Genomic DNA, 23782 nt, shown 5'->3' on the forward strand with positions numbered 1-23782 from the left:
GCTAGGTCCCCCGATCTGCGCCGCGAAGACGCGGCTTGCCGGAGGATGACGAAGTGTGCGTCGGGATACCGCTTCAATCAATGTATCCGAGATAGTCGGCGAAATCAGAGATGGGCTGTCCATCAAAGACAAACTGTTTCAAACGAGCCTGATCGGCAGGTATCCGAAAACTGCTTCGTGGGTATGGCTCCTAACCAAGTCCCCGCTTTTGTTCAACCGTGAGCTGGTCATCAATGATTGGATAGAGATACCACCAAATGAAGTCATTGAGAAAAAGAGCATCATAAGCCGTAAATTCGCTATCACGATCCCATCTTGACACCGATTCTGCTGAGTTCAGGATTGAGATAGCATCCAGCCAGCGATCTAACCTGAGAATATGTTGGTAGATATATTTCTCTTCGCCATAAGCATTCTTCGTTACTTCATCGAAGTGTTCTGACATCAATATTTTGAGTGCCTCGACAGAATAACGCGAACGATCCAAGCGGACTGTCTCGTTGCCTTTCATGGCCACGAGTTGCGTCAGTAAATCTGAGTTGCTTCGCAGTTCCTGCGCTGCTCGAAAAATGAGGATTCGTCTTTCCTCAGACTTCTCAAGAGCTCTTTCGTGGCTGGGACCTGTGACCGCCACCCATAAGGCTAGCGCCGCGAGCATGACACCGACTACAGTTGCCACGCTGGCCAAGACGCTCCAGCGTGTCGGCAAAGCCCACTGTCGAAACTGGCGAACTTTTGGGATCATTATTCTCTAATGCACCCGCACCTTCCCGATCTCCAGCCCGCCTTCCCCAGCCGTCACGGCGATCACCCCGCCGTCCTCGATTTCGCCGGCCAGGAGTTTGCGCGCGATGGGGTCGACCAGGTCCTTCTGGATCACCCGCTTCAGCGGCCGCGCGCCATAGGCGGGGTCGTAGCCGCGGTCGGCGAGCCAGGCCAGGGCTGCGTCGTCCAGGTCCAGGGTTAGGCGGCGGTCGGCCAGCAGCTTCTCGAACCGTGACAGCTGGATGCGGACGATGCCGCCCATCTGGTCGCGGCCCAGGCGGCGGAACAGGATGATCTCGTCGATCCGGTTCAGGAACTCGGGCCGGAAGTGGGCGCGGACGGCCTCCATGACGAAGGGCCGCACGGCCTCCACGTCGTCCCCCTCGCCCTGATCGGCCAGATACTGGCTGCCCAGGTTGGAGGTCATGATGATCAGGGTGTTGCGGAAGTCGATGGTGCGACCCTGCCCGTCGGTCAGGCGGCCGTCGTCCAGCACCTGGAGCAGGATGTTGAAGACGTCGGGGTGGGCCTTTTCGACCTCGTCGAACAGGACGACCTGATAGGGACGGCGGCGCACGGCCTCGGTCAGAGCGCCGCCCTCGTCATAGCCGACATAGCCGGGAGGCGCGCCGATCAGGCGGCTGACCGAGTGCTTCTCCATATATTCCGACATGTCCAGCCGGGTGATGGCGGCCTCGTCGTCGAACAGGAACTCGGCCAGGGCCTTGGTCAGTTCGGTCTTGCCCACGCCGGTCGGCCCCAGGAACAGGAAGCTGCCCAGCGGTCGGTTCGGGTCGTTCAGCCCGGCGCGCGCTCTACGCACGGCGTCGGAGACGGCGGCCAGGGCCTCGTCCTGGCCGACGACGCGGGCGGCCAGGGCGTCCTCCATCTTCAGCAGCTTCTCGCGCTCGCCCTCGAGCATCTTGTCGACGGGCACGCCGGTCCAGCGGCTGACGACGGCGGCGATCTGTTCGGCGTCGACGACTTCCGGCGTCAGCGGGCCTTTGGCCGAGGTCTGGTTCGCCTCGGCCTCTTCCAGTTGCTTCTCGATCTGCGGGATCTGGCCATAGGCGATTTCGGACGCGCGGCCCAGGTCGCCCGCCCGCTGGGCGTTGGCCAGTTCCAGGCGCAGACGGTCCAGGGTCTCGCGCAGCTGCGCCCCCTGGCCGACCTTCGCCTTTTCCGACTTCCACTGGGCGGTCAGGTCGTCGGACTGGCCTTCCAGGTCGGCGATCTCGTCCTCCAGCTTCTCCAGACGGTGCTGAGAGGCCGTGTCGGTCTCCTTCTTGAGGGCCTCGCGTTCGATCTTCAGCTGGACCAGGCGGCGGTCGATCTCGTCCAGGGCCTCGGGCTTGGAGTCCACGGCCATGCGCACGCGGCTGGCGGCCTCGTCGATCAGGTCGATGGCCTTGTCCGGCAGGAAGCGGTCGGTGATGTAGCGGTTCGACAGGGTGGCGGCCGCCACGATGGCGCTGTCGGAAATGCGCACGCCGTGGTGGACCTCGTACTTCTCCTTCAGGCCGCGCAGGATGGAGACGGTGTCCTCCACCGTCGGTTCGGAGACGAAGACCGGCTGGAAACGACGGGCCAGGGCCGCATCCTTTTCGACGTGCTTTCTGTATTCGTCCAGGGTGGTGGCGCCGACGCAGTGCAGTTCGCCGCGCGCCAGCGCCGGCTTCAGCAGGTTGGAGGCGTCCATCGCCCCGTCGCCCTTTCCGGCGCCGACCAGGGTGTGCATCTCGTCGATGAACAGGATGATCCCGCCCTCGGCGGCGGAGACCTCGGACAGGACGGCCTTCAGCCGCTCCTCGAACTCGCCGCGGTATTTGGCGCCGGCGATCAAACTGCCCATGTCCAGCGCCATGACGGTCTTGTCGCGCAGGGATTCGGGCACGTCGCCGTTGACGATGCGCAGGGCCAGGCCCTCGACGATGGCGGTCTTGCCGACGCCGGGTTCGCCGATCAGGACGGGGTTGTTCTTGGTGCGGCGGGCCAGGACCTGGATGGTGCGGCGGATCTCCTCGTCGCGGCCGATGACCGGGTCGATCTTGCCGTCGCGGGCGGCCAGGGTCAGGTCGCGGGCGTAGCGTTTCAGCGCGTCATAGCCGTCTTCGGCGCCCGCGCTGTCAGCGGTCTTGCCCTTCCTGACTTCGGCGATGGCGGCGTCCAGCTTGTCGGCCGTGACGCCCGAGGCCTTCAGCACCTCGGCGGCGACCCCGCCCTCCTTGGCCAGGGCGGCCAGCAGGCGTTCGGTGGTGACGAAGGCGTCCCCGGCGTTCTTGGACGCTTCCTCGGCGGCGGCGAAGACGCGGGCGGTGTCGCCGTCCAGATAGAGCTGGCCCGAGCCGCCCGTGACCTGGGCGCGCTTCCTCAGGGCGGTTTCGACGTCGGCCTCGGCGCGGCGGGCGTCGCCGCCGGCGGCGGTGATCAGATTGCGGGCCAGGCCGTCGCGTTCCTCCAGCAGCACCTTCAACAGATGCTCGGGCGCGAACTGCTGGTGACGACGGGCGAGCGCCAGCGACTGGGCCGACTGGACGGCCTGTTTGGCGCGGTCGGAATAGAGTTCGAGATTCACTTGTTCGATTCCCCTCGTAAGGCGGATGGTCTCTCAATGCGTCCTTTCAGGAAGCGGCGCCTTGAGCTTTCGCAAACGAGATGGTGTCGCCTATTTGCCGCACAAGAGCGTCCGGCGGAAATCAGAGCCGCCGCAAAGCCGCGATGTCGGAATCGTCTGGCTGGGAGTTGAAGGCGAAACGCGCGGCCGGCGCCTGCTCGTGCAGCAGGTTCATCAGTTGCTCGAACCGCTGGGCCATGGGCGGCAGGACCCGCAGCCCTGCGCCGATGACGATGACGGTCCAATCGCGCCTGGCCAGGGCGGCGACGACCTGGGTCTCCAGAGCGTCCTCCTCGCCGGTCAACAGGATTTCGGCCTCGAAACCCCGCGCTCGCAATCGATCGCGCGATCCCTCCAACCCCTCCATGACCTTTGCGGCCGACATGTCAGGCGGGGCGTCAGGCGCGTCGAAGTCGATCAGGCTGGGATCTTCGCCGATGATGAGGACGGAAGAGGACATGGTCGCGGTCTCCGGCTGCCCATGCCCAACTCTGACGCCGGCGAAAAGGTTGCTTGTCGTGGGTCCGCATCACGCGCCCCTTGGCCGCGTCTCTTCCGGGCGCTAGCGTCGCGCTTTCCCGTTCGCCGGAGCCTGCCCCATGACCGTTCGCCTTTCGCGCCGTTCCCTGTTCGCTTCGGGAGGCGCGGCGGCGCTGGCGGCGCGGCCGGCGTTCGCCCAGACGGCCGCGAACGACGACGCCTCGCTGGCGCAGGCGGTGGACGCCTATGTGGCGAAATGCATGGCGGCCTGGCCCGACCAGCCGGCCCTAGGCGTCGCGGTGGTCAAGGATGGGGCGACCGTCCTGGCGCGCGGATACGGCGTCAAGGTTCAGGGCCGGCCGGCGCGGGCCGACGAACACACCCTGTTCGCCATCGCCTCCAACACCAAGAACGTCACCGCCGCCGCCCTGGCCATCCTGGTCGACGAGGGCAAGGTCAAGTGGGACGAACCCGTCAAGACCTATCTGCCCGGCTTCGCGCTGTCCGACCCCTATGTCGCCGACCACATCACGGTGCGCGACACCCTCAGCCACCGGGCCGGGTTCGGCCTGGGCGCCGGCGACCTGCTGTTCTGGCCCAACAGCGACCGGACCCGGGCCGAGGTGCTGGCCCAGGCCGCCTTCGTGCCCATCGAGGACGGGTTCCGGGCGCGATATCATTACTGCAACCTGATGTTCGTGGTCGCGGGGGCTGTGCTGGAGGCGGTGTCGGGCATGCCGTGGGAAGCCTTCGTCCAGACCCGGATCCTGGACCGGGTCGGCATGACCGAGACCGTGCCGCTGGCGCGCCTGGCCGACGCTGGCCGGTCCGCCCTGCCCCACGCCCGCGTCGGACCGCCGCTGCGCACCCACGGGCCGATGGTCCAGATCGCCCAGTCCATCGCCGAGGTCTGGAACTGGGATTCGGCGGCGGCGGCGGGCGGCGTCTGCACCACCCCGACCGACTGGGCCAAATGGATCGCCGTGCGCCTGGGCGACGGCAAGCTGCCGGACGGCTCGCGCCTGTTCTCCGAAGAGGCGGCGCGCGAGATGTATCGCCCCAACATCATCGTCGGATCGTCGCCAGGGCCGACGGCGGAACTGCCCAACCGGGCCATCGCCTCGACCTATGCGATGGGGCTTCAGGTCCAGGACTATCGCGGCGAGCGGATCGCCAGCCATGGCGGCGGCTCGCCCGGCGGCATATCGGCGACGGTGCTGATCCCCGGCCGCAAGACCGGATTCTGCATCTTCTCCAACGCGGAAGAGAGTTTCCTGCTACGCGCCCTCCGCTCGGGAATCTCCGACATCTGCATGGGCAAGGTCGACGTCGACTGGATCGCCGATTCCAAGCGGCTTGAGGCCGAGGGCGAGGCCAAGTCCCAGGCGGCCGCCATAGAGATCGACGCCAAACAGGCGGCCGGCGCCCCGCCCGCCATGCCGCTGGACGCCTACGCCGGGACCTGGCGCGACCCCTGGTACGGCGACATCGTCGTCGAACCCCGGATCGAAGGGCGGGGCCGCAGGCGCAAAAGCGGCCTGTGGCTGCGCTTCACCCATACGCCGGCCCTGCAGGGCTGGCTGGAGCCGTATGACGGCGAAACCTTCCGCACCCGCTTCCCGGACAAGCGCGAGGAGGACGCCTTCGTCACCTTCGCCATCCAGACGGCCAAGCCGGCCACCGCGACGATGAAGGGGGTCAGCCCCGACATCGACTTTTCCTACGATTATCAGGACCTGCGGCTGACGCGGGTATAGGGCGGGTCTGGCGGGCCTGGATCAGCCGGGAGACCCGCCCCGTCCGTCCTGGTTCGAAGCCCTCGGCGGGGCGCTCTGCTGCTCGGGCGTCGCCGCCGCCTCGGGCGCCGCCTGGCCGGGCACGCCTTCGGCCGGCGCCGAGACGGCGGGCGACCTTTCGGCCGGGGTCGACGGACTGTTTTCCCCGCACGCCGCCACGGCGGCGGACAGGGCGACAGCGGCGGTCAGCGTCAAGATGGATGGGATGCGGCGCATGGGCGTCTCCTTCGGTTCCAAAGGATGAACGCCGCGCCCCCTGCCCGGGTTCAGACCTCGGCGCCGGTTCAGCCGGGCCTGCGGCCGGGGACCAGTTCGATCAGGTCCAGGTTCGATTCGTTCTGCGGCCAGGGCAGGACCAGCCGCCAGCGCGCCTCGCCGATCCGCTCCAGCACCGCGACCAGGTCGCGCTCGGGATTGCGGCCATAGGTGCTGGCGGCCGGCTCCTGCGCCAGGGCCATGGAGCCCAGCATCACCATATGCCGATCGTCCTCGGGAAACAGCAGGCCCGACGGCCGTTGCGAGCCGGTCAGCTTGGAGAATTTCAGCCCCTGCGGCGTCTGTTCGATACGGCAGGCGAACCAGCCGTAGACGACATAGCCCAGGCCGTCCTCGCCGCCCTGCGAACCCAGCTTGACGGTGCGGCAGCGATAGTCGCCGGGCGGGGGGGCGACGCCCGGCCGGGCCGCCTGGGGCTGGATCAGTTCGCCCAGGGCATTCAAGTCGCCCGATCCGGGCTGGCGGCGCGCCTGCTGCAGGGCCAGGGTCCAGGCCGCAGCGACGCGGCGGTGGCGGTCCCGGTCGGCCGAGGTGATGACGCCCCGCCAATCCATCAGGGCCGCCCCGGTCGATGCGGGCGGCGGCGGAGGCGGCGGAGGCGTGGCGGCGCAGGCCGCGACCCCGCCCAGCGCGCCCAGAGCCGCCAGGCGCAGCAGGGCGGGGGCGCGCAGAGGGGACGAAACCAACCGGACGAACTGACGCATAGAACGCTGACCTTGGGCGGACCTGACGGCGGGACCGCTCCCTTAGGCCCTTCGTCGCGGGTGCGCGTCAAGGCCGGGGCCGTTCCCAGCACGCGACGAATGGGCGGACAACGCCCGGGTCAGGGCGTCGGCCAAGGCGTTCAGATCCAGCGGCTTGGTCAGATAGGCGCCGAACCCCGCCGCCCGTCCGCGCCGGCGATCCGCCGGCGTGGTCGCCGCCGTCAGGGCCAGGACCGGCGTGTCGCGCGTGACGGGATCGGCGTCCAGCGCCGCCTTGACCTCATAGCCGTCCATGCCGGGCAGGCCCAGGTCGAGCAGGATGACGTCCGGCCCCAGCGCCCGCGCCAGCTCCAGCCCCTCCGGCCCCGTGGTCGCGGCGTGCAGCGTCAGGCCCAGCGCCCCGGCCGCCTGGCGCATCAGGGCGACATTGGCCGGATTGTCCTCGACATAGAGCGCCGTCGCCGTCGGCCGATCCCGCGCCGGGAGATCGGGCGCCTGGCCCGCGCCCGCCGCCGGAAAGCCCAGGGAATAGGTCGTCGCGCCCCAGGCGTCGCGCGCGGCGTCCAGCCGCCCGCCCATCCGCTCGGCCAGTCTTCGCGCCGTCGACAGGCCCAGGCGCGTGCCGCCCCGCGCGTCCTGGCCGTCCAGGGGCTGAAACGGCCGCGCGGTCGCCGGCTCTTCAGGCGGCTTGGCGGGATCGTGCACGGCGACGACGACATGGTCGTCCTGTCGCGTCGCCGTCATCCGCACCGCGCCGCCGCGCGGCGAATGGCCCAAGGCGTTTTCGACGAGACGGCGCAGGATGCGTCGCACGGCGACGGGATCGGCCATGACCGCCAGCCCCCACTGGGCCGCCGGGCAATCCAGCGTCACCCCCGCCCGCCGCGCCTGAGGCTCCAGTCCGTCGCACGCCTGACGCAGGGCCAGACGCAGATCGACGCGCTGGACGAAGGGCGCGGCGCCGGCGTCGCCCGAGGCGACGAAATCGTCCGCCTCCTCCACCAGGGCCAGCAGCACGGCGCCCGCGGCCTCGATCCGGCGCAGCCCCTGCGACTGTCGCGGCGTCAGCCGATCGGCCTCGGCATGGGTCTGCAGCAGCTGGGCGAAGCCCATCACCGTGGTCAGGGGCGTGCGCAGTTCGCGCGCCAGGGCCAGGGCGACCTCGGCCTTGGCGGCGTCCTCGGCGGTCAGACGGCGAACCTCGGCCTCGGCGGCGGCCAGAGCCTGGCGCTGGGTCTCTGCGGCCTGGGCCAGGCGCCGCTCCAGCCGCGCCCTGTCCTGCGTCAGCCGGACGACCGCCGCATGGGCGTGCAGCCACAGCCACAGGCCCGCGCACATCGCCGCCAGGGCCAGGGACAGAACCAGCAAGACGATATCCATGACGCCCTCCCACGCGCCACCGATGACGCGTCAGAGTTGCGATATCGTAAAACGCGCGCTTGGGTTGTCGTCAATCCTCGGTGGTCGCGGCCTCGGCCTTGCGGCGCGGCGCGCGGCGGCGGACAGGCGGCTCGGCCTCGCCGTCGGGGGCCGCCGCAGCGGCGGGAGCGGGCGCACGGGTCAGGAAACCGGGCAGGGCGGTCGGGACCTCGCCCTCGTCCGCAGCGGCCGGGGCGGCGCGGCGCGGACGGCGGGCCGGGCGCGTCTCGGCGACGGGCTCGCCGGCCTCCAGGACGGGCTCGGCCGGAGGGCTTTCGACGGCGGGCGCCGCCGTCTCGGCGCTGTCGGCATCGGCGCGGGCGGCATCGGCGCGGGCGGCGACATCCTCGACCCCCTCCTCGCGGTTGTCGAAGCGGCGGTTGCGTTCCTCGCGGCGACGCTCCCAGCGTTCGCGGCGGCTTTCGCGACGACCGCCGTCGCCCTCGGCGCGGGCCTCGCCGTCCTCGCGCGGCTCACGCGGCTCGCGGGGTTCGCGCGGTTCGCGCGGTTCGCGCGGTTCGCGGTTCTGATCGCGGTCGCGGTTGTAGTCACGGGGTTGAGCCTGGTTCTGCTCGGCGCGTTCGGCGGCGTCCTGGGCCTGGCGTTCGGCGGCCTGCTGGGCGGCCAGGAAGGCGGCGGCCTGGACGCCGGATTCGTCCTCGAAGTCGATGTCGAAGCCCTGGTTCGACTGTTCGCGCGCGGCGATGTCGGAGAAGGACCGCTGGGGCTGCAGCGCCCTCAGCACGCGGTAATAGTGTTCGGCGTGCTGCTGATAGTTTTCGGCCAGCACCCGGTCGCCGCCGGAGGAGGCGTCGCGGGCCAGCTGCTGATAGCGTTCGTAGACGGTCTGGGCGTTGCCCCGGACCTTGATGTTCTCGGGGCCTTGCGAATCCCACGAACGATTCGGATTGGCGTTGTTGGCGTTGTTGGCGCCCGCCTTGTTCCGATTGCGTCCGCGCTGACGCTTCATGCCCTTGAAATCTCTCATTCGCGCTACCGTGTGCAGGGGCGGGCCTGAGCCCTGGGGCCGGCGCCGTCCGTTTCGTGGTTCCGTTTCGCCCGGGGCCGATCCCCGATTGTCGATCTGTCGGAATGCCTTGCCGCCCGCATGGTGCGCCGGTCCTTTCGGGACCGACCGTCATGATCGGCTCAAGCCGCGAACAGCCGGGTATGCGCCCGTAAAGCTGCGTTTGAGTGGGAGACAGGCGAGACTTAGCCTGTGTGAGACGCCTTTCCAAGGGGGATTCGTCAAAGCGTCGCACCCGCCTGTCAACGGCGCCGCTTTGCCGAGGGCCCGCGGGTGGGCTAGGCATGGCCTTCGAGACGACGAAGAGGCTTTCATTCCATGCGCGTTCTGGTTCTGGGCGGCGACGGTTTCTGCGGCTGGCCGACGGCCCTGCATCTGTCGGCCGAAGGTTGGGACGTGACCGTCGTCGACAACCTCAGCCGCCGCAACATCGACAACGAGCTGGAGGTCCAGTCCCTGACGCCCATCCGCACCATGGGCGAGCGGATCAGGGCGTGGAAAGAGATTTCCGGCCGCGACATCGGTTTCGTCAACATGACGGCGGGCAAGGAGTTCGACCGCCTGGTCGCCCTGATCCGCGACCTGGCCCCCGACAGCGTCGTCCATTTCGCCGAACAGCGGGCCGCGCCCTATTCGATGAAGTCGGCGCGGCACAAGCTCTACACCGTCGACAACAACATCAACGCCACCAACCATCTGCTGGCCGCCATCGTCGAGAGCGGCCTGGACGTGCATCTGACCCACCTGGGGACGATGGGGGTCTATGGCTACGGCACCGCCGGCCTGCGCATCCCCGAGGGCTATCTGAAGGTCACGGTCGACACCGACCACGGCCCGGCCGAGCAGGAAATCCTGTTCCCGCCCAATCCGGGCAGCATCTATCACATGACCAAGACCCAGGACGCCCTACTGTTCCAGTTCTACGCCAGGAACGACCAGCTGCGGATCACCGACCTGCACCAAGGCATCGTCTGGGGCGCCCAGACGCGCGAGACCCGGGCGGACGAGCGTCTGATCAACCGCTTCGACTACGACGGCGACTACGGCACGGTGCTGAACCGTTTCCTGATGCAGGCGGCCCTGGGCCATCCCCTGACCGTGCACGGATCGGGCGGCCAGACGCGGGCCTTCATCCACATCCAGGACACGGTGCGCTGCGTCGAACTGGCGCTGAAGAACCCGCCGAAACGCGGCGAGCGGGTCAAGATCCTGAACCAGATGACCGAGAGCCGGCGCGTGCGCGACCTGGCCCGGATGGTCGCCGACATGACCGGAGCGGAAATCCACAACGTGCCCAATCCGCGCCAGGAGGCCGACGAGAACGACCTTGTCGTCGCCAACGACCAATTCCGCGAACTGGGGCTGAAGCCCATCACCCTGGCCGAGGGGCTGATGCAGGACGTGACCGACATCGCCCGCCGCTACGCCGACCGCGCCGACCTCGACCGCGTCCCTTGCGTCTCGGCCTGGAACCAACGCCGGGCCGAGGCGCTGCAAAACGAGACGCCGTCGGCCGCCGCCGCGCCCGTTCCGATCGCTTCCGCCCGTTCCTCCGCCGCCTGAGTTCCCCTCCCGATGCCCGACGCCCCCGCCCTGAATCTGCTGGTCTTCGGCGGCGGCTATCTGGGGGAGGCGGCGGCGCTGGAAGCCGTCCGGCGCGGCGGGCGGGCCGTGGCGACAGCGCGCGATCCCGAACGGCGGCGCGCGCTGGAGGCCGAAGGGATCGCCGCCCTGGACCCCGCCGACGCCGCCGCCCTGAAGACGGCGCTTGAGGCGGCCAGCGCCGTCCTGATCACCGCTCCGCCCGACGCCCAGGGGTGCCCTGCCCTGCGCGCGCTGGCCCCTCTGGCCGGCGACGCCTGGCCCGACTGGATGGGCTATGTCTCCTCCACCGCCGTCTATGGCGACCGGGCGGGGGGCTGGGTGTTCGAGGACGGGCCGCTGAACGCCGCCAATCTGGAAGGGGCGCGCCGGGTGCGGGCCGAGCGCGACTGGCTGGACGGGGCGCAGGGCATGGGCCTGACGGTCCAGATCTTCCGCCTGCCCGGCGTCTACGGCCCCGGCCGCAACGTGGTCGAGCGGCTGCGCGACGGAAGCGCCCGGCTGGTCAGGAAGCCCGGCCAGATCTTCAACCGCATCCATGTCGACGACGTCGTCTCGGGCCTGTTCGCCTCGATGGCCCGGCCGCGTCCGGGCGCGGCCTACAATCTGACCGACGACGAACCGGCGGCGTCCGACGTGGTGATGGAATGGACCGCCGCGCGCATGGGCCTGCCCCGCCCGCCCGAAGTCGACTGGACCGACGACAGCGTCAGCGAGGCCATGCGCCGCTTCTACCTGGACTCCAAGCGCGTCTCCAACGCCCTGGCCAAGGCCGAACTGGGCTGGCGGCCGCGCTATCCGACCTGGCGCGAGGGACTGGCGGCCCTGCTGGACGCCCCGCCGCCGTTGCGGTTGGTCGGCTGATGTAAAGCGATGATCGCGCGCTCAAGCCGAGAGCGACCGCGTCGCGAGCATAGCGCGCTTAAAAGGGCAGCAGATTCCGCTGGCGGCTGTAGCTCATGGTGCCGACGTTGGCGCCCAGGCGCAGGCCGACGCCGGTGCGGATGGGGGCCAGGACGATGCCGTCGGCGCGCTGGTAGTTCACGCCCAGGCCGGCGACCAGATAGGCCGAACCCTCGACCCCCGGATAGCGGCGATAGATCATGTCGGGGTGGTACAGGCCATAGACCAGGGTGAAGACGCGGCTGGCGTTGCCGCCCCAGTCCCAACCGATCGACGCGCCCTGCCAGAACACCTCCTGCGAGGCCGACAGGTCCTTCATGTGCAGTGCGCCGCGGCCGTAGCGGGCGCCGACCACGACGGCGCCGGCCCCCTCCTCGCCCGCGATATAGGCGGTCGGACGGTCGCCCTGGTCGGCGAAGACGCGCTCGATGGCGCCGCCCACGACCTCGGCCGCGATGCCCAGTTCGCGCGAACCGGCCGCCACCAGCTCGTCGAAACTATAGGCTTGGGCCGTCTGATCCGAGGCGATGGGATAGTTGGGATCGCGCGCCGGGGTCGAGGCGCAGGCCCCCAGCGACGATGCGCCGGCGGCGGTGGCGAGGCCCGAAAGGATCAGTTGGCGACGATGCATGGGGGCGCTCCGAAGTCGGCGAGAGGACAGCCGGCCGGCGCGCCGGCCCTTGTCGCACCGTCCCCGACCTTTGCGGCAGCCTTGCGGCTCTAAGGTTAACGGGAACTTACCGAACAGGCACCACCCAGCCAACAGCATGCAATGTTGCGTGGATTCGCCATGGGCGATTAGCCCGCAAATGTTTGCAGTCTAAACCTAAATGTAACTAAGGCGCGCGACTTTGAAACCCACCGCTAGGGAGTCTTTGCATGCCGTTCGCGCGCGGGCTTTTGTTTTCTCTCGCTGTCCCTCTGGCGAACCTCGCTGCGATACACATCGTCGCGTTTCTCGCGACTTGTCTGCTTCGTGGCTTCACGCCGGAATTGGTCGAACAATCTCTCGGTATCATTGCCAAGCAACTTACGCTTGGTTGGTTCATGGTTCTCGCGATAGCTGTCATTGTTTCGTTCGGTGCTTGGCTCATCGTCCAGCGCGCCAACTCGACCTCTGGCCCATCGCGGCTTATCCTGCTTATTTTAGCAACGCTTGCTGCTGGTATCCTTCCAGCAGGTCTTGCGCTTGTTGTCTTTGGCGAACCTGTTCTCGGGCTTGTGGTCGTGTTGGCGATCTCAGGAACGGGGGTCTTTATCGCTTCGCGAAATCATGTAATCGAAGAGGCGTCCGTGTCGCTCAATCTTCCCTCAAGCCAGCGCATGGGTTTCGGTCAGCGCGATCGTTAAGCTACGCGCGTTTCAGCATGGGCCATCACGAAGCCGACATTCAGAATGTCTCCGATGGATCAAAGCGGGCTTCGACATCGCGTCTCAAAGCCGCTCTGATAGTCACGCCCGCAACTTGCCGCCCTGTTTCTCGACCGCGGCCACGACCTTCCTGGTCAGGGCCTCGATCTCGGCTTCCGCCAGGGTGGCGTCGCGCGGCTGGATGACGACCTCCAGGGCGACGGACTTGAAGCCGTCTTCCACGCCCTTGCCGCGATAGACGTCGAAGACGCGGACCTCGGCGATCAGGGCCTTGTCGGCGCCGGCGGCCGCGCGGACCAGGTCGCCTGCGGGCTTGCCCTCATCGACCACGAAGGCGAAGTCGCGGGTCAGCGGCATCAGGGGCGCCAGGTCGGCCGAGCCCCGCGCCTTCGATCCCTTGCCGCGCGGTTCGGGCACATTGTCCAGCACGATCTCGAAGGCCAGCATGGGGCCGACGGCGTCCAGCGCCTTCAACACGCGCGGATGCAGTTCGCCGAACTCGACGATCACGTTCTTGGGGCCCAGTTGCAGCCGGGCCGAACGACCGGGGCGCCACCAGTCGCGGTTCTGGCCCTGAACCAGTTGCAGCGCGGCGACCGGGGCGCCGATCTCTTCCAGCAGGGTGGTCAGATCGCCTTTGAGCGTGAACAGGGCGTCCTCGCCCGCGCCGGCCCAGTGACGGGCGGGATGCGGCGCGACCAGACCGGCGACGACGGTGCGCTGATCCGCCGGGCCGTCGCCCAGGTAGATGGGGCCGATCTCGAACAGGGCGGCGTCGGCGTGGCCGCGCGCGGCGTTCCTGGCCGCCGCCTGGATCAAGTTCGGCAAGGCCGAGGGCCGCATGCAGTCCAGATCGGCGGCGATGGGGTTCTCCAGCACCAGTCGTTCGTCCCCGCCGCCGAACAGGGCGGCCGTCGACTGTTTGGTGAAGGACCAGGTGACGGCTTCGGCGTAGCCCAGGGCGGCCAGGGCCCGGCGCGCCGTGCGGACGCGGGCCTGGCGCGGGTTCAGCACGCCGCCGGCGGGGCGGGCGACCGGCGGCAGGGCCAGGTCGGGCAGGCTGTCGAAGCCCTCGATCCGCGCCACCTCCTCGACCAGGTCGGCCGGCCCCTCGACGTCGCGCCGCCACGACGGCGGGGTGACGATCCAGGGCTTTCCCTGTCCGGCGGGCGCGGCCTGAACCAGAAAGCCCAGCTGGCCCAGGATGGTCCCGATCCGGTCGTCGGCCAGGTCCATGCCCGTCAGCCGCTTCACATGGGCGGGGTCGAAGGCGAAGGGCGCCGGACTGGCGGGCGGTTCGCCGACGAAGACGATGTCGGACGGCTCGCCGCCGCACAGGTCCAGGATCAGCCGCGTGGCCAGCTCCAGCCCCGGCGTCACCGAAACCGGATCGACGCCGCGCGCGAACCGGTACTGGGCGTCGGAATGGATGCCCAGCGCGCGTCCCGTCTGAGCGACCACCAGCGGGTCGAACCAGGCGCTTTCCAGGAAGACGTCGGTGGTCGCCTCGTCGCAGCCGGTGCTCTCGCCGCCCATGACGCCGCCCAGGCCGATGGGCCGCTCGCCGCCCGCGTCGGCGATGACGCAGTCGGTCGGCGACGCCGCATAGGTCTTGCCGTCCAGAGCGATCAGACGTTCCGCCTCGCCGGTTTCGGCCGACGCTTGCCCCGCGCGCACCACGATCTCGGTCCCGACCAGCTTGGCCACGTCATAGACGTGCAGCGGGCGGGCGCGGTCGTAGGCGATCAGATTGGTCACATCGACCAGCCGGTTGATCGAACGCAGGCCGATGGCGGTCAGCCGCTTCTGCAGCCAGGCCGGCGACGGGCCGTTCTGGACCCCACGGATCACGCGGCCGGCGAAGACCGGGCACATCTCCGGCGCCTCCAGCCGTACCGAGATCGGCGAGGGGAAGCCGCCGCGCACCACGGCGATGTCGAAATGCTTCAGCTTGCCGACGCTGGCGGCGGCCAGATCGCGGGCGATGCCCGCGACGCCCAGCCAGTCGGGCCGGTTCGGCGTCACCTCGAAATCGATCACGGGTTCGGCCCCGAACAGGCCGGCGACCGGGGTTCCCACCGGGATTTCGGGCGGCAGTTCCTGAATGCCGTCGCTCTCTTCCGACAGCTCCAGCTCCGAGGCCGAACACAGCATGCCGTTCGACACCACGCCGCGCACCGGCTTCTCGACCAGGGTCACGCCCAGGCCCGGCACATAGGCGCCGATGGGCGCATAGATGGTGGTCAGGCCCGCCCGCGCGTTCGGGGCGCCGCAGACGATCTCCTTCATTCCATCGACCGTCTCGACCTGGCAGACCTGAAGCCGGTCGGCGTTCGGGTGACGCTCGGCCGAGACGATCCGGGCCACGGTGAAGGGGGCCAGCTTGGCGGCGGGGTCGAGCACCGCCTCGACCTCCAGGCCCGCCATGGTCATGGCCTCGGCGATCTGATGGACGTCCGCCTCGGTCTCGAGATGGTCCTTCAGCCAGGACAGGGTGAACTTCATCCTTGCGGCCCCGCCACGGTCGGCACCGCCGCCAGCTGCTCAAGGATATCCTTGGAGCCGGTGAAGCCGACATTGTAGAATTCGCAGCCGACGAAGGCGCAGTCGTGCATGGGCACGGTGCCCAGCGCCTTGTCGCCCATCGGCTGCAACAGCAGGTTCTTCATCCCGCCGCGCGAATCGCCGAAATTGGTCTCGTCGAACGTCGTGCCCCCGCCGATCAGAACGATGGCCGGCCCCTGAAGCCGACATCCCGTAAAGGTTCGGCCGACAATGGCGCCCTGCTGTTGATGCGCGGTGTAGAGATCGTACAGATTGATGTCGACGTCGATGAAATCCATCTGGGTCAGAGATTTTGCGATGCTCATCGGGCGGTTGATGGGCAGGCGGCTCATGCCTGAGCCGCCCGTGCGCCGAGCAGATTCGCTTCGATCTGCTCCAGAACTTCCGGCGATCCGGTGAAGCCGACCTGGACGAAGCGGCATCGGATGAAGCTGCAATTGGACATGCCGACGACGCCGGCGATCATGTCCCCCAGCGGCTGCAGCAGCAGGGTGCGGGGGTTGGACGCCACGCCCATGTTGCAGCCGTCGAACGTCGTGCCGTTCATCACCGCCATCACGGCGGGGCCTTCGATCAGGCACTCGGTGAAGGTCTTGCCTTCGATGAAGGTTTGGCCGGCGTTCATATGATGCACCGCCAGCGAGGGCAGCCACACGGCCTCCTTTTCAAAGGTCTCTCGCGCCACCAGTTCGCGCCCTGACCTTTCGTCAGGCGACATCGGCGTTTCGGTTTGATCGGTCATCGTGGAACTCGTTCAGCTCAGGCCCGAGGCCGGATTGGGCGCGGCGAAGGCGGAGAAGCCGTAGTGGGCCAGCCAGCGGGTGTCGGCCTCGAACATCGGGCGCAGGTCCGGCACGCCGTATTTCAGCATGGCCAGACGATCGACCCCCATGCCGAAGGCGAAGCCCTGCCATTCGTCCGGGTCCAGGCCGCAGTTGGTCAGCACATTGGGATGCACCATGCCGCAGCCCAGGATCTCCAGCCAGTCGTCGCCGGTGTTGAACACCAGTTTCCCGCCGGACCTGTCGCAGCGGATGTCCATCTCGGCCGACGGTTCGGTGAAGGGGAAGTGGTGCGGGCGGAACCGCGCCTGAACCTCGTCCAGCTCGAAGAAGCGGGCGATGAAGGTCTCAAGCGTCGTCTTCAGATGGCCCATGTTGATGTCGCGGTCGATCACCAGGCCTTCGATCTGGTGGAACATCGGCGTGTGGGTGGCGTCCGAATCCTTGCGGAAGGTGCGGCCCGGCGCGACGATGCGGATCGGCGGCTTCTGCGACATCATGGTGCGGACCTGCACCGGGCTGGTGTGGGTGCGCAGCACCTTGCGCTCGCCCGTCTCGGGGTCGGGCTTCAGGAAGAAGGTGTCGTGCATCTCCCGCGCCGGATGTTTGGGCGGAAAGTTCAGGGCGGTGAAGTTGTGGAAGTCGTCCTCGATGTCGGGACCTTCCGCCACCGCGAAACCCATCTCGGCGAAGATGGCGATCATCTCGTCCATCGTCTGCATGGTGGGGTGGACCCCGCCTTTGCGGCGCGGCCGGGCCGGCAGGGTCAGGTCGATGCGCTCGGCCAGCAGCCGCGCATCCAATTCGGCGGCCTCCAGTTCGGTCTTTTTCGCGGCGATGGCGGCGGACACCCGGTCGCGCAGACCGTTGATGATCGGCCCCTGTTCGCGCCGCTGGTCGGGGCTCATCGCGCCCAGGCCCTTCAGCAGGCCCGAGATCGAGCCGGACTTGCCCAGGGCGGCGACGCGCATTGCCTCCAGGGCCGCGACGCTCTCCGCGCCGCCGATGGCGTTGATCAGATCGAGTTCGAGTGTGGCGAGATCGGTCATTGTGGCTGACGCCTTAACGGCCCCGAGCCGTTTCGTCACCCTTCAAGGCGCGGTTTGGTTCGCCGCAATGGCCGTCAGTTCCGATGCTGGCGCCGCATTGGCCGCGACAATCCAGGCGGGCGGTAGCGGCCCCCAGCGGATCGGCCGACCGTCGGTCTGGGTCCAACGATGCAGCCATGACACGCCGTTGGCCGCCACGAACGTATCCGCATGGGTGTAGATCGGATCGGCCAGCGCCGCCTCCAACGGCACGAAGCGATAGCCGCGCGCCAGATACAGGGCGTGAATCTGCGGATAGTAGGCCTGGTTCAAACTGTTGGCGTGCAGCAGCAGAACCTGCGCCGGTTCGCGCCCGCCGGTCAGTTCGGCGCTATAGGGTTCCATGACATCCAGCACTGTCGTCATATAGGCCACATAGGCAGCGCCGATCCTCTGCTTCAACGCCGCGTCGCCGATCCGTTCGGCCTTGCGATAGACGTCGGCGAACATCCAGTCGTTGTTGTCCAGGGTCACGGGCGCGATCACATAGCCGCGCTGGGCCAGGCCTGCGGCGAGGGCGTCATGCTTGGCCTGGGTCTCGCCGGTGAACAGATAGGGGTGGCGGAACCAGCGCAGATGCATCCCGCGCGCCTCAAGCGCCGCCCGCACCGGCGGCGCCCCGGCATCGACGTCGGCCAGATAGGCCTCTGGGGTCGTGCGGTGGATGTCGATGTGGCTGAAGGTGTGGTTGCCCAGGTCCAGCCCCGCATCCAGCCAGACGTTCAGCACGCGCGGCAACACCGCGTCGCGCTGCGCCTCGCACACCCGCCCGGCGTTGACGAAGGCCGTCGCATGGGTGTTCAGCGGCTTCAGCATGGCGACGAAATCGTGCGTCACCGTCATTATTCGCGCCGGATCGCACAGCGTCGCCGCGTCCGCCTGGAACGGCAAGTCGTCGAAAGTGACGGCGACGCGCCGATCCTGCGCCATCGCGGTCTGTGCAAGAACGAAGGCCGCCGTCAGGCCGCAGATCAGGGCGCGCATCATGGGGCGAGGCTAGCGCCGAAAACCGGGCAAGGAAACGCAGATCGTCGCCCATGGCTTCGTTTCCGTCCGTCCACGGATCGACTGTCGAAAACCCGCCGCGAAAGCTTCATGAACGGCAAAGCCGGCGTTAAACATCGGTGGCTAAGGCGGTGGCGGAACAGGTGGGGACCTTGATGCCGCTGATCGGTGATTTCGTCGACTTGATCGCGCCCGTGGCGCCGTCCACGCCGGGCGCGGAGGTGTTCGAACGGTTCCAGAGCGAGCCGAACACCCTGGCCCTGGCCGTCGTGGACGAGGACGGCCGCCCGGTCGGCATCATCGAACGCAACGCCTTCACTCTGAGGATGGCGGCCGAGTTCGGACGCGCCCTCTACGCCAGGAAACCGGCCGACAGCCTGATGGACCGCAACGCCCCCGTCGCGGATGCGTCGACCAGCGCGGAGGCCTTCTTTCAGGCCTATGGGGCGGCGGAGCTGGGCGCGCTGCTGACCGGCTTCATCGTAGTCTCGAACGGCCGCTACGTCGGGGTCGGCACGGCCTTGCAGGTCGTCCAGGCCGGCGCGGCCCTGCACCGCCAGCGCGCCGAGGAGATGGGCGCCCTGGCCCGCGACCTGGCCCTGGCCGAGGCCGAGGCCGTCGCCTCCAGCCGCGCCAAGTCCGAATTCCTGGCGGTGATGAGCCACGAGATCCGCACGCCGCTGAACGGGGTGCTGGGCGTCGCCGCCCTGATGGACAAGAAGCTGGAGCAGGAGGAACTGCGCCCCTACGTCCGCACGGTGATCGATTCGGGCCAGAGCCTGCTGCGGCTGTTGACCGACGCCCTGGACATGTCGCGCGCCTCGGCGGGGATGCTGACCCTGGAGGAGGAGCCGCTGGACCTGTCGGCCGTCGCCTTCGACATCGACGCCCTGTGGCGCGCGCGGGCCGAGGAAAAGGCCCTGTCCCTGACCGTGCGCACCGACCTGACCGTCCCTTGCGTCCAGGCCGACGGGATGCGGCTGAAACAGCTCCTGAACAATCTGATCGGCAACGCCCTGAAGTTCACCGCGGCCGGCGAGGTGGCCGCCCTGATCGAAAGCCGCGCGGACGGCCAGGTGGTCCTGACCGTGGACGACAGCGGCCCCGGCGTGCCTGCGGCGGCGGCGGCGACCATCTTCGAGCCCTTCAACACCGGCAAGGCGGGCCGGGAGGGCGCCGGCGCGGGGCTGGGCCTGGCCATCTGCCGCCAGATCGCCGAGCGGATGGGCGGCGACATCGCCCTGACCACCTCGCCCCAGGGCGGCGCCCGCTTCCAGGTGCGCCTGCCGCTGCGCCTTTCGGACGGGATCGGAAAGCCGGTCCCGGACATGGCCGCGCCGACGCCGCACGATACGCTTCACGTCCTGGTCGTCGACGACAACGCCGCCAACCGCTTCGTCGCCGGCAAGCTGCTGGAGATGTTCGGCTGCACCTGCGAAATGGCCGAGAATGGGCGCGAGGCTTTGGACGCCGTCGCCGCCCGGCCCTTCGACCTGGTCCTGATGGACATCAAGATGCCGGTGATGGACGGGGCCGCCGCGACGCGGGCCATCCGCGCCCTGCCCGCCCCGGCCGGCGCCGTGCCCATCCTGGCCCTGACCGCCAACGCCGACGAACGCGACGAGCTGGACTATATCGCCGCCGGCATGAACGGGGTGGCGCAAAAGCCGATCCAGCCCGACGCCCTCTTGAACGCCATCCGCATGGTGCTGGCCGCCGCCGCGGAAACCGCCCCAGAGCGCCAGGCCGCCTGAATTCAGGTCGTCATTCCGGGGGCGCCGGCGGGACGGACCCGACATCCAGAAACGAAAACGCCCGCCCCGGCGAACCGGAGCGGGCGTCGTTCTTGTTACGCCAGGCTCGCGACGCGGTCGCGCGCGGCTTGAGCGCGAGCCTCAGGCCAGGGCGGCGCGGACCTTGTCGGCGACGGCCTTGAAGCCGGTCGCATCGGCGGCGATGGCGGCCAGGACCTTGCGGTCCAGTTCGATGCCGGCCTTGTTCAGGCCGTTGATGAACTGGCTGTAGGTGAAGCCTTCGACGCGGGCCGCGGCGTTGATGCGCTGGATCCACAGGGCGCGGAAGTTGCGCTTCTTGGCGCGGCGGTCGCGATAGGCGTATTGCCCGGCGCGGTCGACGGCGGCCTTGGCCGTGCGGATGGTGTTCTTGCGGCGGCCGGAGAAGCCCTTGGCCTGCTCCAGAACCTTCTTGTGCTTGGCGTGCGAGGTTACGCCACGTTTAACGCGAGCCATGATGTTTTTCCCTTCGGGAAGTCCCTATCGCGCGCCGCGCGGCGGCTTGCTGCTTGAGGGACTGTTGTTCAAATTCAGTGCGGAAGATCGTCTGTGAACCCGGCGCCGATCAGGCGTAGGGCATGTAGGACTTGATCTTCTTGGCGTCGGCGTCGGCCATGACGGCGGTGCCGCGGTTCTGGCGGATGTATTTCGAGTTGTGGCTGATCAAGCGGTGACGCTTGCCCGCAACGCCGGCCTTCACCTTGCCAGTGGCCGTGAATTTGAAGCGCTTCTTGGCGCCCGACTTCGTCTTCAGTTTCGGCATTTCAGTCTCCTTTTTGGAGGGGCTACCGTCCTTCGGACTACTTGAGCCCATTGGGTGCGGTTGTCCCTCCTGAGTTTAAGAACCGCCCAGGCATGCCTGTTCGCCCGGCGGTTCGGTACGCGAAGGCGCGGCTTCTACGCCAAGACGCCCCGCGACGCAAGACGAGTCTGGCCCGGAGTCTGGCCCGCCGCCTTCGACCGCCCGACAAACGAAACGCCCCGGCTTGCGGCCGGGCGTTCCATGTTCGGCGAGGAATCGCGATCAGCGCGGGGCCAGGATCATGATCATCTGGCGGCCTTCCATCTTGGGCGCGAACTCGACCTTGGCGATTTCGTCGAAATCGGCCTGGACCTTGTGCAGCAGCTTCATGCCCAGTTCGGGGTGCGCCATCTCGCGACCACGGAAGCGCAGGGTGACCTTCACCTTGTCGCCCTCGTCGAAGAAGCGGTGCATCGCCTTGGCCTTCACCTCATAATCGTGGGTGTCGATATTGGGCCGCAGCTTGATTTCCTTCAGCTCGACGACCTTCTGGCGCTTGCGCTGCTCGGCCTTCTTCTTCTGCTCCTGGAAACGGTGCTTGCCGTAATCGAGGATCTTGGCCACCGGCGGCTCGGAGGTGGAGACGATCTCGACCAGGTCCATCCCGGCTTCCTCGGCGGCTTCCAGAGCGGCGGAGGTGGGCATGACGCCCTGTTTTTCGCCGTTCTGGTCGATGAGCAGAACGCGAGGGGCGCGGATATCCTGGTTCATACGCGGCCCGTCTTTCACGGGCGGCGCTTGCATGGGACGGCGAATGGGCGTCGTTTCCTTATGTGGTCAAAGAAGGCGTATGTCGTGATGAGCGAAATGGCGCGGCGAGCGCCACGTTCCCCTCAAGGCCGGCAATATGACGCCGAGAGGCTGTTTTTTCAAGGCTTGGTCGTCGATCCCCCGCCGATGAACTCGGCGTGCAACGACAGAACCGCGGCGAGCACCCGGTCCACCGTCAGCGCTTCGATGGGTTGGAACTCGCCGCGCGTCTGGCTCGAGGCCACGAAGCGGCTCTTCGGCCCCCAGGGCGCCTTGTGCCACCACTCGCTGGGGCCGAAGAGGCCCAGCGTCGGAGTTCCCGCCGCCGCCGCCACATGCATCAGACCCGAATCGTTGCCGACGAACAGGGCCGCGCGCTGGATCGCCGCCGCCGAGGCCAGAATGTCCCCTTTTCCGACCGCATCGATCCCCCTCGGCCCGGCCGCCGCCAGGGCCGGCGCCGCCGCAGGCTGGTCGCCGGGGCCGCCCACCGCCATGAACCGCCACCCGTCGAACGCCGGCTCCCGCGCCAGCCGCTCGATCAGCCGCCCCCAGCGCTCGGCCGGCCAGCTGCGCGCCGGGTCCGTCGAAATCGGGGCGAAGGCCAGCACGGGCGAGAGATCCTCGCCCAGGATCGCGCAGGCCGCGCGCCGCGCCGCCGCGTCCGGGAATATTTCGGGAGCCAGCGTTCCGGCCGCCCTCATCATCTCCGAAACCATCTCGACCTTGGGCCGCCCCTTTTCCCAGCGCCGGTTGTAGATGCGCCGCTCGCGCGCCCGCAGCAGATAGGCCAGGCCCGAGCCGCGGATGTCGACGACCATGTCCCAGCGGGTCGTCCCGACCGCCTTCAGCAGATCCAGCCAGTGTCCGCCGGCCTTCTTCTTGGGCAGGGGAACGACCCGCTCCACCCCCGGCGCCGCGCGAAACAGGGCGGCCGCCGACGGTCCGCAGGCCACGGTGATGCGCGCGCCCGGCAGCTGGCGATCGATCTCGCGGATCACGCCGGAGAACATGACGCAGTCGCCGATTCGGTCGGAGTTGACGAAAAGGGCGCGCGGCGCATCGCTCATGCCTCGGCCTCCGTTCCCTGCCCCCGCGCGACGAAGGCGTCGTGAAGATCGAGCACGGCGGCGAACACCTGATCGACGGTCAGCGCCTCGATGGGCGCGAACTCGCCCCGACGCGGATTGGCGGCGACGGTGCGCGTCTTCGGCCCGCGCGGTCCGTACAGCCACCATTCCGTCGGACCGAAAAGACCCAGGGTCGGCACGCCGGCGGCCGCCGCCACATGCATCAGGCCCGAGTCGTTGCCCACGAACAGGGCCGCCCGCTGGATCGCCGCCGCCGAGGCCAGAATGTCGCCCTTGCCGACGAAGTCGATGCCGGCCGGTCCGGCCGCCGTCAGGGCGGGCGTCGCCGCCGCCCGGTCGCCCGGACCCGGTCCGCCCACCAGCATGATGCGCCAGCCTGCGAAGCGGGGCTCGCCTCTCAGCCGACGGGTCAGTTCGCCCCATCGTTCGGCCGGCCAGCTCTTTCCCGGCTGCACCGCGATGGGCGCCAGCGCCAGGATCGGGCCGGGCGCCGCAGACGTTTGCGGATCGACGACGGCCGCCGCTTCGGCCCGGGCGCGGTCGTCGATGAACAGTTCCGGCTCCAGCGCCCGGGGGGCGCCCAGAAGCCGCGCGATCATCTCCACCTTCGGCGCGCCGTGTTCCATGGCGCGAGAATAGACCCGCCGCCGCCGCGCGGGCGTCAGCCACGCCAGGATCGAGCCTCGACCGTCGATGATCAGATCCCAACGGGTCCCGACCACCTGGGCCCAGAGTTTGGGCCAGTGCATCTTGGACTTCAGCTTTTCGACCACCAGGACCCGCTCGACCCCGGGCGCCGAGCGATAGAAGGGCGCCGGCGGTCCGCCCGAGGCCACCGTGATCCGGGCGCCCGGCGTCTGGCGCAGGATCTCGCGGATCGCGCCGGAGGCGATGACGCTGTCGCCGATGCGATTGGGCGCGATGAACAGGACCTTGGGTGCGGGCAAAC

At 68.5% G+C, this 23782-nt stretch carries 23 protein-coding genes; 5 read left to right on the forward strand and 18 right to left on the reverse strand.

All coding sequences use genetic code 11. The features are described from left to right. Nucleotides 1–190: 190 nt before the first annotated feature. The 3 genes from AC0L6G_RS09555 to AC0L6G_RS09565 form a co-directional block, all read right to left on the reverse strand. Nucleotides 191–745 carry a hypothetical protein gene (locus tag AC0L6G_RS09555; RefSeq protein ID WP_473252023.1) on the reverse strand — a complete coding sequence of 185 codons (555 nt, stop codon included), beginning with the start codon at nt 743–745 and terminating at the stop codon, nt 191–193. A gap of 6 nt (nt 746–751) precedes the next feature. Next, nucleotides 752–3340 carry an ATP-dependent chaperone ClpB gene (clpB, locus tag AC0L6G_RS09560; RefSeq protein WP_473252024.1) on the reverse strand — a complete coding sequence of 863 codons (2589 nt, stop codon included), beginning with the start codon at nt 3338–3340 and terminating at the stop codon, nt 752–754. 121 nt (nt 3341–3461) lie between these two features. Next, the gene (locus AC0L6G_RS09565) at nt 3462–3839 is read right to left on the reverse strand and encodes a hypothetical protein (protein WP_473252025.1); all 378 of its coding nucleotides are present in this window, start codon (nt 3837–3839) and stop codon (nt 3462–3464) included. Nucleotides 3840–3978: 139 nt separating this feature from the next. On the opposite strand from AC0L6G_RS09565, the gene AC0L6G_RS09570 reads away from it, so the two are divergent. Beyond that, complete coding sequence (locus tag AC0L6G_RS09570) at nt 3979–5616, forward strand: serine hydrolase (RefSeq protein ID WP_473252026.1); 1638 nt, start codon at nt 3979–3981, stop codon at nt 5614–5616. 21 nt (nt 5617–5637) lie between these two features. Here the strand turns inward: AC0L6G_RS09570 and AC0L6G_RS09575 are convergent, their stop codons facing one another. The 4 genes from AC0L6G_RS09575 to AC0L6G_RS09590 form a co-directional block, all read right to left on the reverse strand. Beyond that, complete coding sequence (locus AC0L6G_RS09575; RefSeq protein ID WP_473252027.1) at nt 5638–5871, reverse strand: hypothetical protein; 234 nt, start codon at nt 5869–5871, stop codon at nt 5638–5640. A 68-nt stretch (nt 5872–5939) separates the two neighbouring features. Then, nucleotides 5940–6635: a DUF4893 domain-containing protein gene (locus AC0L6G_RS09580; protein WP_473252028.1), complete on the reverse strand. Its 696-nt coding sequence runs from the start codon at nt 6633–6635 to the stop codon at nt 5940–5942. 42 nt (nt 6636–6677) lie between these two features. Further along, nucleotides 6678–8015, reverse strand: coding sequence for a hybrid sensor histidine kinase/response regulator (locus tag AC0L6G_RS09585; protein ID WP_473252029.1), 1338 nt, complete (start codon nt 8013–8015; stop codon nt 6678–6680). A gap of 70 nt (nt 8016–8085) precedes the next feature. Then, on the reverse strand, nt 8086–9042 hold the full coding sequence (locus tag AC0L6G_RS09590) for a DUF4167 domain-containing protein (RefSeq protein ID WP_473252030.1): 957 nt from the start codon (nt 9040–9042) through the stop codon (nt 8086–8088). Nucleotides 9043–9399: 357 nt separating this feature from the next. Between AC0L6G_RS09590 and AC0L6G_RS09595 the strand changes: the two genes are divergently transcribed. Then, the gene (locus tag AC0L6G_RS09595; protein WP_291536542.1) at nt 9400–10644 is read left to right on the forward strand and encodes an NAD-dependent epimerase/dehydratase family protein; all 1245 of its coding nucleotides are present in this window, start codon (nt 9400–9402) and stop codon (nt 10642–10644) included. Nucleotides 10645–10656: 12 nt separating this feature from the next. Beyond that, nucleotides 10657–11547: a Rossmann-fold NAD(P)-binding domain-containing protein gene (locus tag AC0L6G_RS09600; protein WP_473252031.1), complete on the forward strand. Its 891-nt coding sequence runs from the start codon at nt 10657–10659 to the stop codon at nt 11545–11547. A 58-nt stretch (nt 11548–11605) separates the two neighbouring features. Here AC0L6G_RS09600 and AC0L6G_RS09605 read toward each other — a convergent pair whose 3' ends face one another. Further along, a complete protein-coding gene (locus AC0L6G_RS09605; protein ID WP_291536544.1) occupies nt 11606–12217 on the reverse strand; it encodes a DUF1134 domain-containing protein in 612 nt (203 codons plus the stop codon). Nucleotides 12218–12465: 248 nt separating this feature from the next. Between AC0L6G_RS09605 and AC0L6G_RS09610 the strand changes: the two genes are divergently transcribed. Beyond that, nucleotides 12466–12936 carry a hypothetical protein gene (locus AC0L6G_RS09610; protein ID WP_473252032.1) on the forward strand — a complete coding sequence of 157 codons (471 nt, stop codon included), beginning with the start codon at nt 12466–12468 and terminating at the stop codon, nt 12934–12936. A gap of 102 nt (nt 12937–13038) precedes the next feature. On the opposite strand, the gene pheT is transcribed toward AC0L6G_RS09610, so the two are convergent. The 5 genes from pheT to AC0L6G_RS09635 are packed head-to-tail and all read right to left on the reverse strand — an operon-like array spanning nt 13039 to nt 18379. Beyond that, on the reverse strand, nt 13039–15462 hold the full coding sequence (gene pheT / locus AC0L6G_RS09615) for a phenylalanine--tRNA ligase subunit beta (RefSeq protein ID WP_473252033.1): 2424 nt from the start codon (nt 15460–15462) through the stop codon (nt 13039–13041). Next, nucleotides 15459–15854 carry a hypothetical protein gene (locus tag AC0L6G_RS09620; RefSeq protein ID WP_473252034.1) on the reverse strand — a complete coding sequence of 132 codons (396 nt, stop codon included), beginning with the start codon at nt 15852–15854 and terminating at the stop codon, nt 15459–15461. The genes pheT and AC0L6G_RS09620 overlap by 4 nt, the downstream gene beginning before the upstream one ends. Then, on the reverse strand, nt 15851–16264 hold the full coding sequence (locus AC0L6G_RS09625) for a hypothetical protein (protein ID WP_473252035.1): 414 nt from the start codon (nt 16262–16264) through the stop codon (nt 15851–15853). Before AC0L6G_RS09625 ends, AC0L6G_RS09620 begins: the two co-directional genes overlap by 4 nt. 12 nt (nt 16265–16276) lie before the next feature. Next, nucleotides 16277–17353 carry a phenylalanine--tRNA ligase subunit alpha gene (gene pheS, locus AC0L6G_RS09630; RefSeq protein ID WP_473252036.1) on the reverse strand — a complete coding sequence of 359 codons (1077 nt, stop codon included), beginning with the start codon at nt 17351–17353 and terminating at the stop codon, nt 16277–16279. A gap of 42 nt (nt 17354–17395) precedes the next feature. Then, entirely contained in the window at nt 17396–18379 is a 984-nt protein-coding gene (locus tag AC0L6G_RS09635; protein WP_473252037.1) for a polysaccharide deacetylase family protein, read from the reverse strand. A gap of 173 nt (nt 18380–18552) precedes the next feature. Between AC0L6G_RS09635 and AC0L6G_RS09640 the strand changes: the two genes are divergently transcribed. Next, a complete protein-coding gene (locus tag AC0L6G_RS09640) occupies nt 18553–20151 on the forward strand; it encodes an ATP-binding protein (protein ID WP_473252038.1) in 1599 nt (532 codons plus the stop codon). A gap of 141 nt (nt 20152–20292) precedes the next feature. Here the strand turns inward: AC0L6G_RS09640 and rplT are convergent, their stop codons facing one another. The 5 genes from rplT to AC0L6G_RS09665 form a co-directional block, all read right to left on the reverse strand. After that, nucleotides 20293–20646: a 50S ribosomal protein L20 gene (gene rplT, locus AC0L6G_RS09645; protein ID WP_291536550.1), complete on the reverse strand. Its 354-nt coding sequence runs from the start codon at nt 20644–20646 to the stop codon at nt 20293–20295. 109 nt (nt 20647–20755) lie between these two features. Next, a complete protein-coding gene (rpmI, locus tag AC0L6G_RS09650; protein ID WP_291536551.1) occupies nt 20756–20953 on the reverse strand; it encodes a 50S ribosomal protein L35 in 198 nt (65 codons plus the stop codon). Nucleotides 20954–21214: 261 nt separating this feature from the next. Next, complete coding sequence (gene infC, locus AC0L6G_RS09655) at nt 21215–21736, reverse strand: translation initiation factor IF-3 (RefSeq protein WP_201099872.1); 522 nt, start codon at nt 21734–21736, stop codon at nt 21215–21217. Between the two features lie 125 nt (nt 21737–21861). Then, nucleotides 21862–22812 carry a glycosyltransferase family 9 protein gene (locus AC0L6G_RS09660; RefSeq protein ID WP_473252039.1) on the reverse strand — a complete coding sequence of 317 codons (951 nt, stop codon included), beginning with the start codon at nt 22810–22812 and terminating at the stop codon, nt 21862–21864. Beyond that, nucleotides 22809–23780, reverse strand: a complete 972-nt coding sequence (locus AC0L6G_RS09665; RefSeq protein ID WP_473252040.1) for a glycosyltransferase family 9 protein — start codon at nt 23778–23780, stop codon at nt 22809–22811. The genes AC0L6G_RS09660 and AC0L6G_RS09665 overlap by 4 nt, the downstream gene beginning before the upstream one ends. Nucleotides 23781–23782: the final 2 nt, after the last annotated feature.

It is taken from the genome of Brevundimonas sp. D3-1P, from assembly GCF_055809335.1.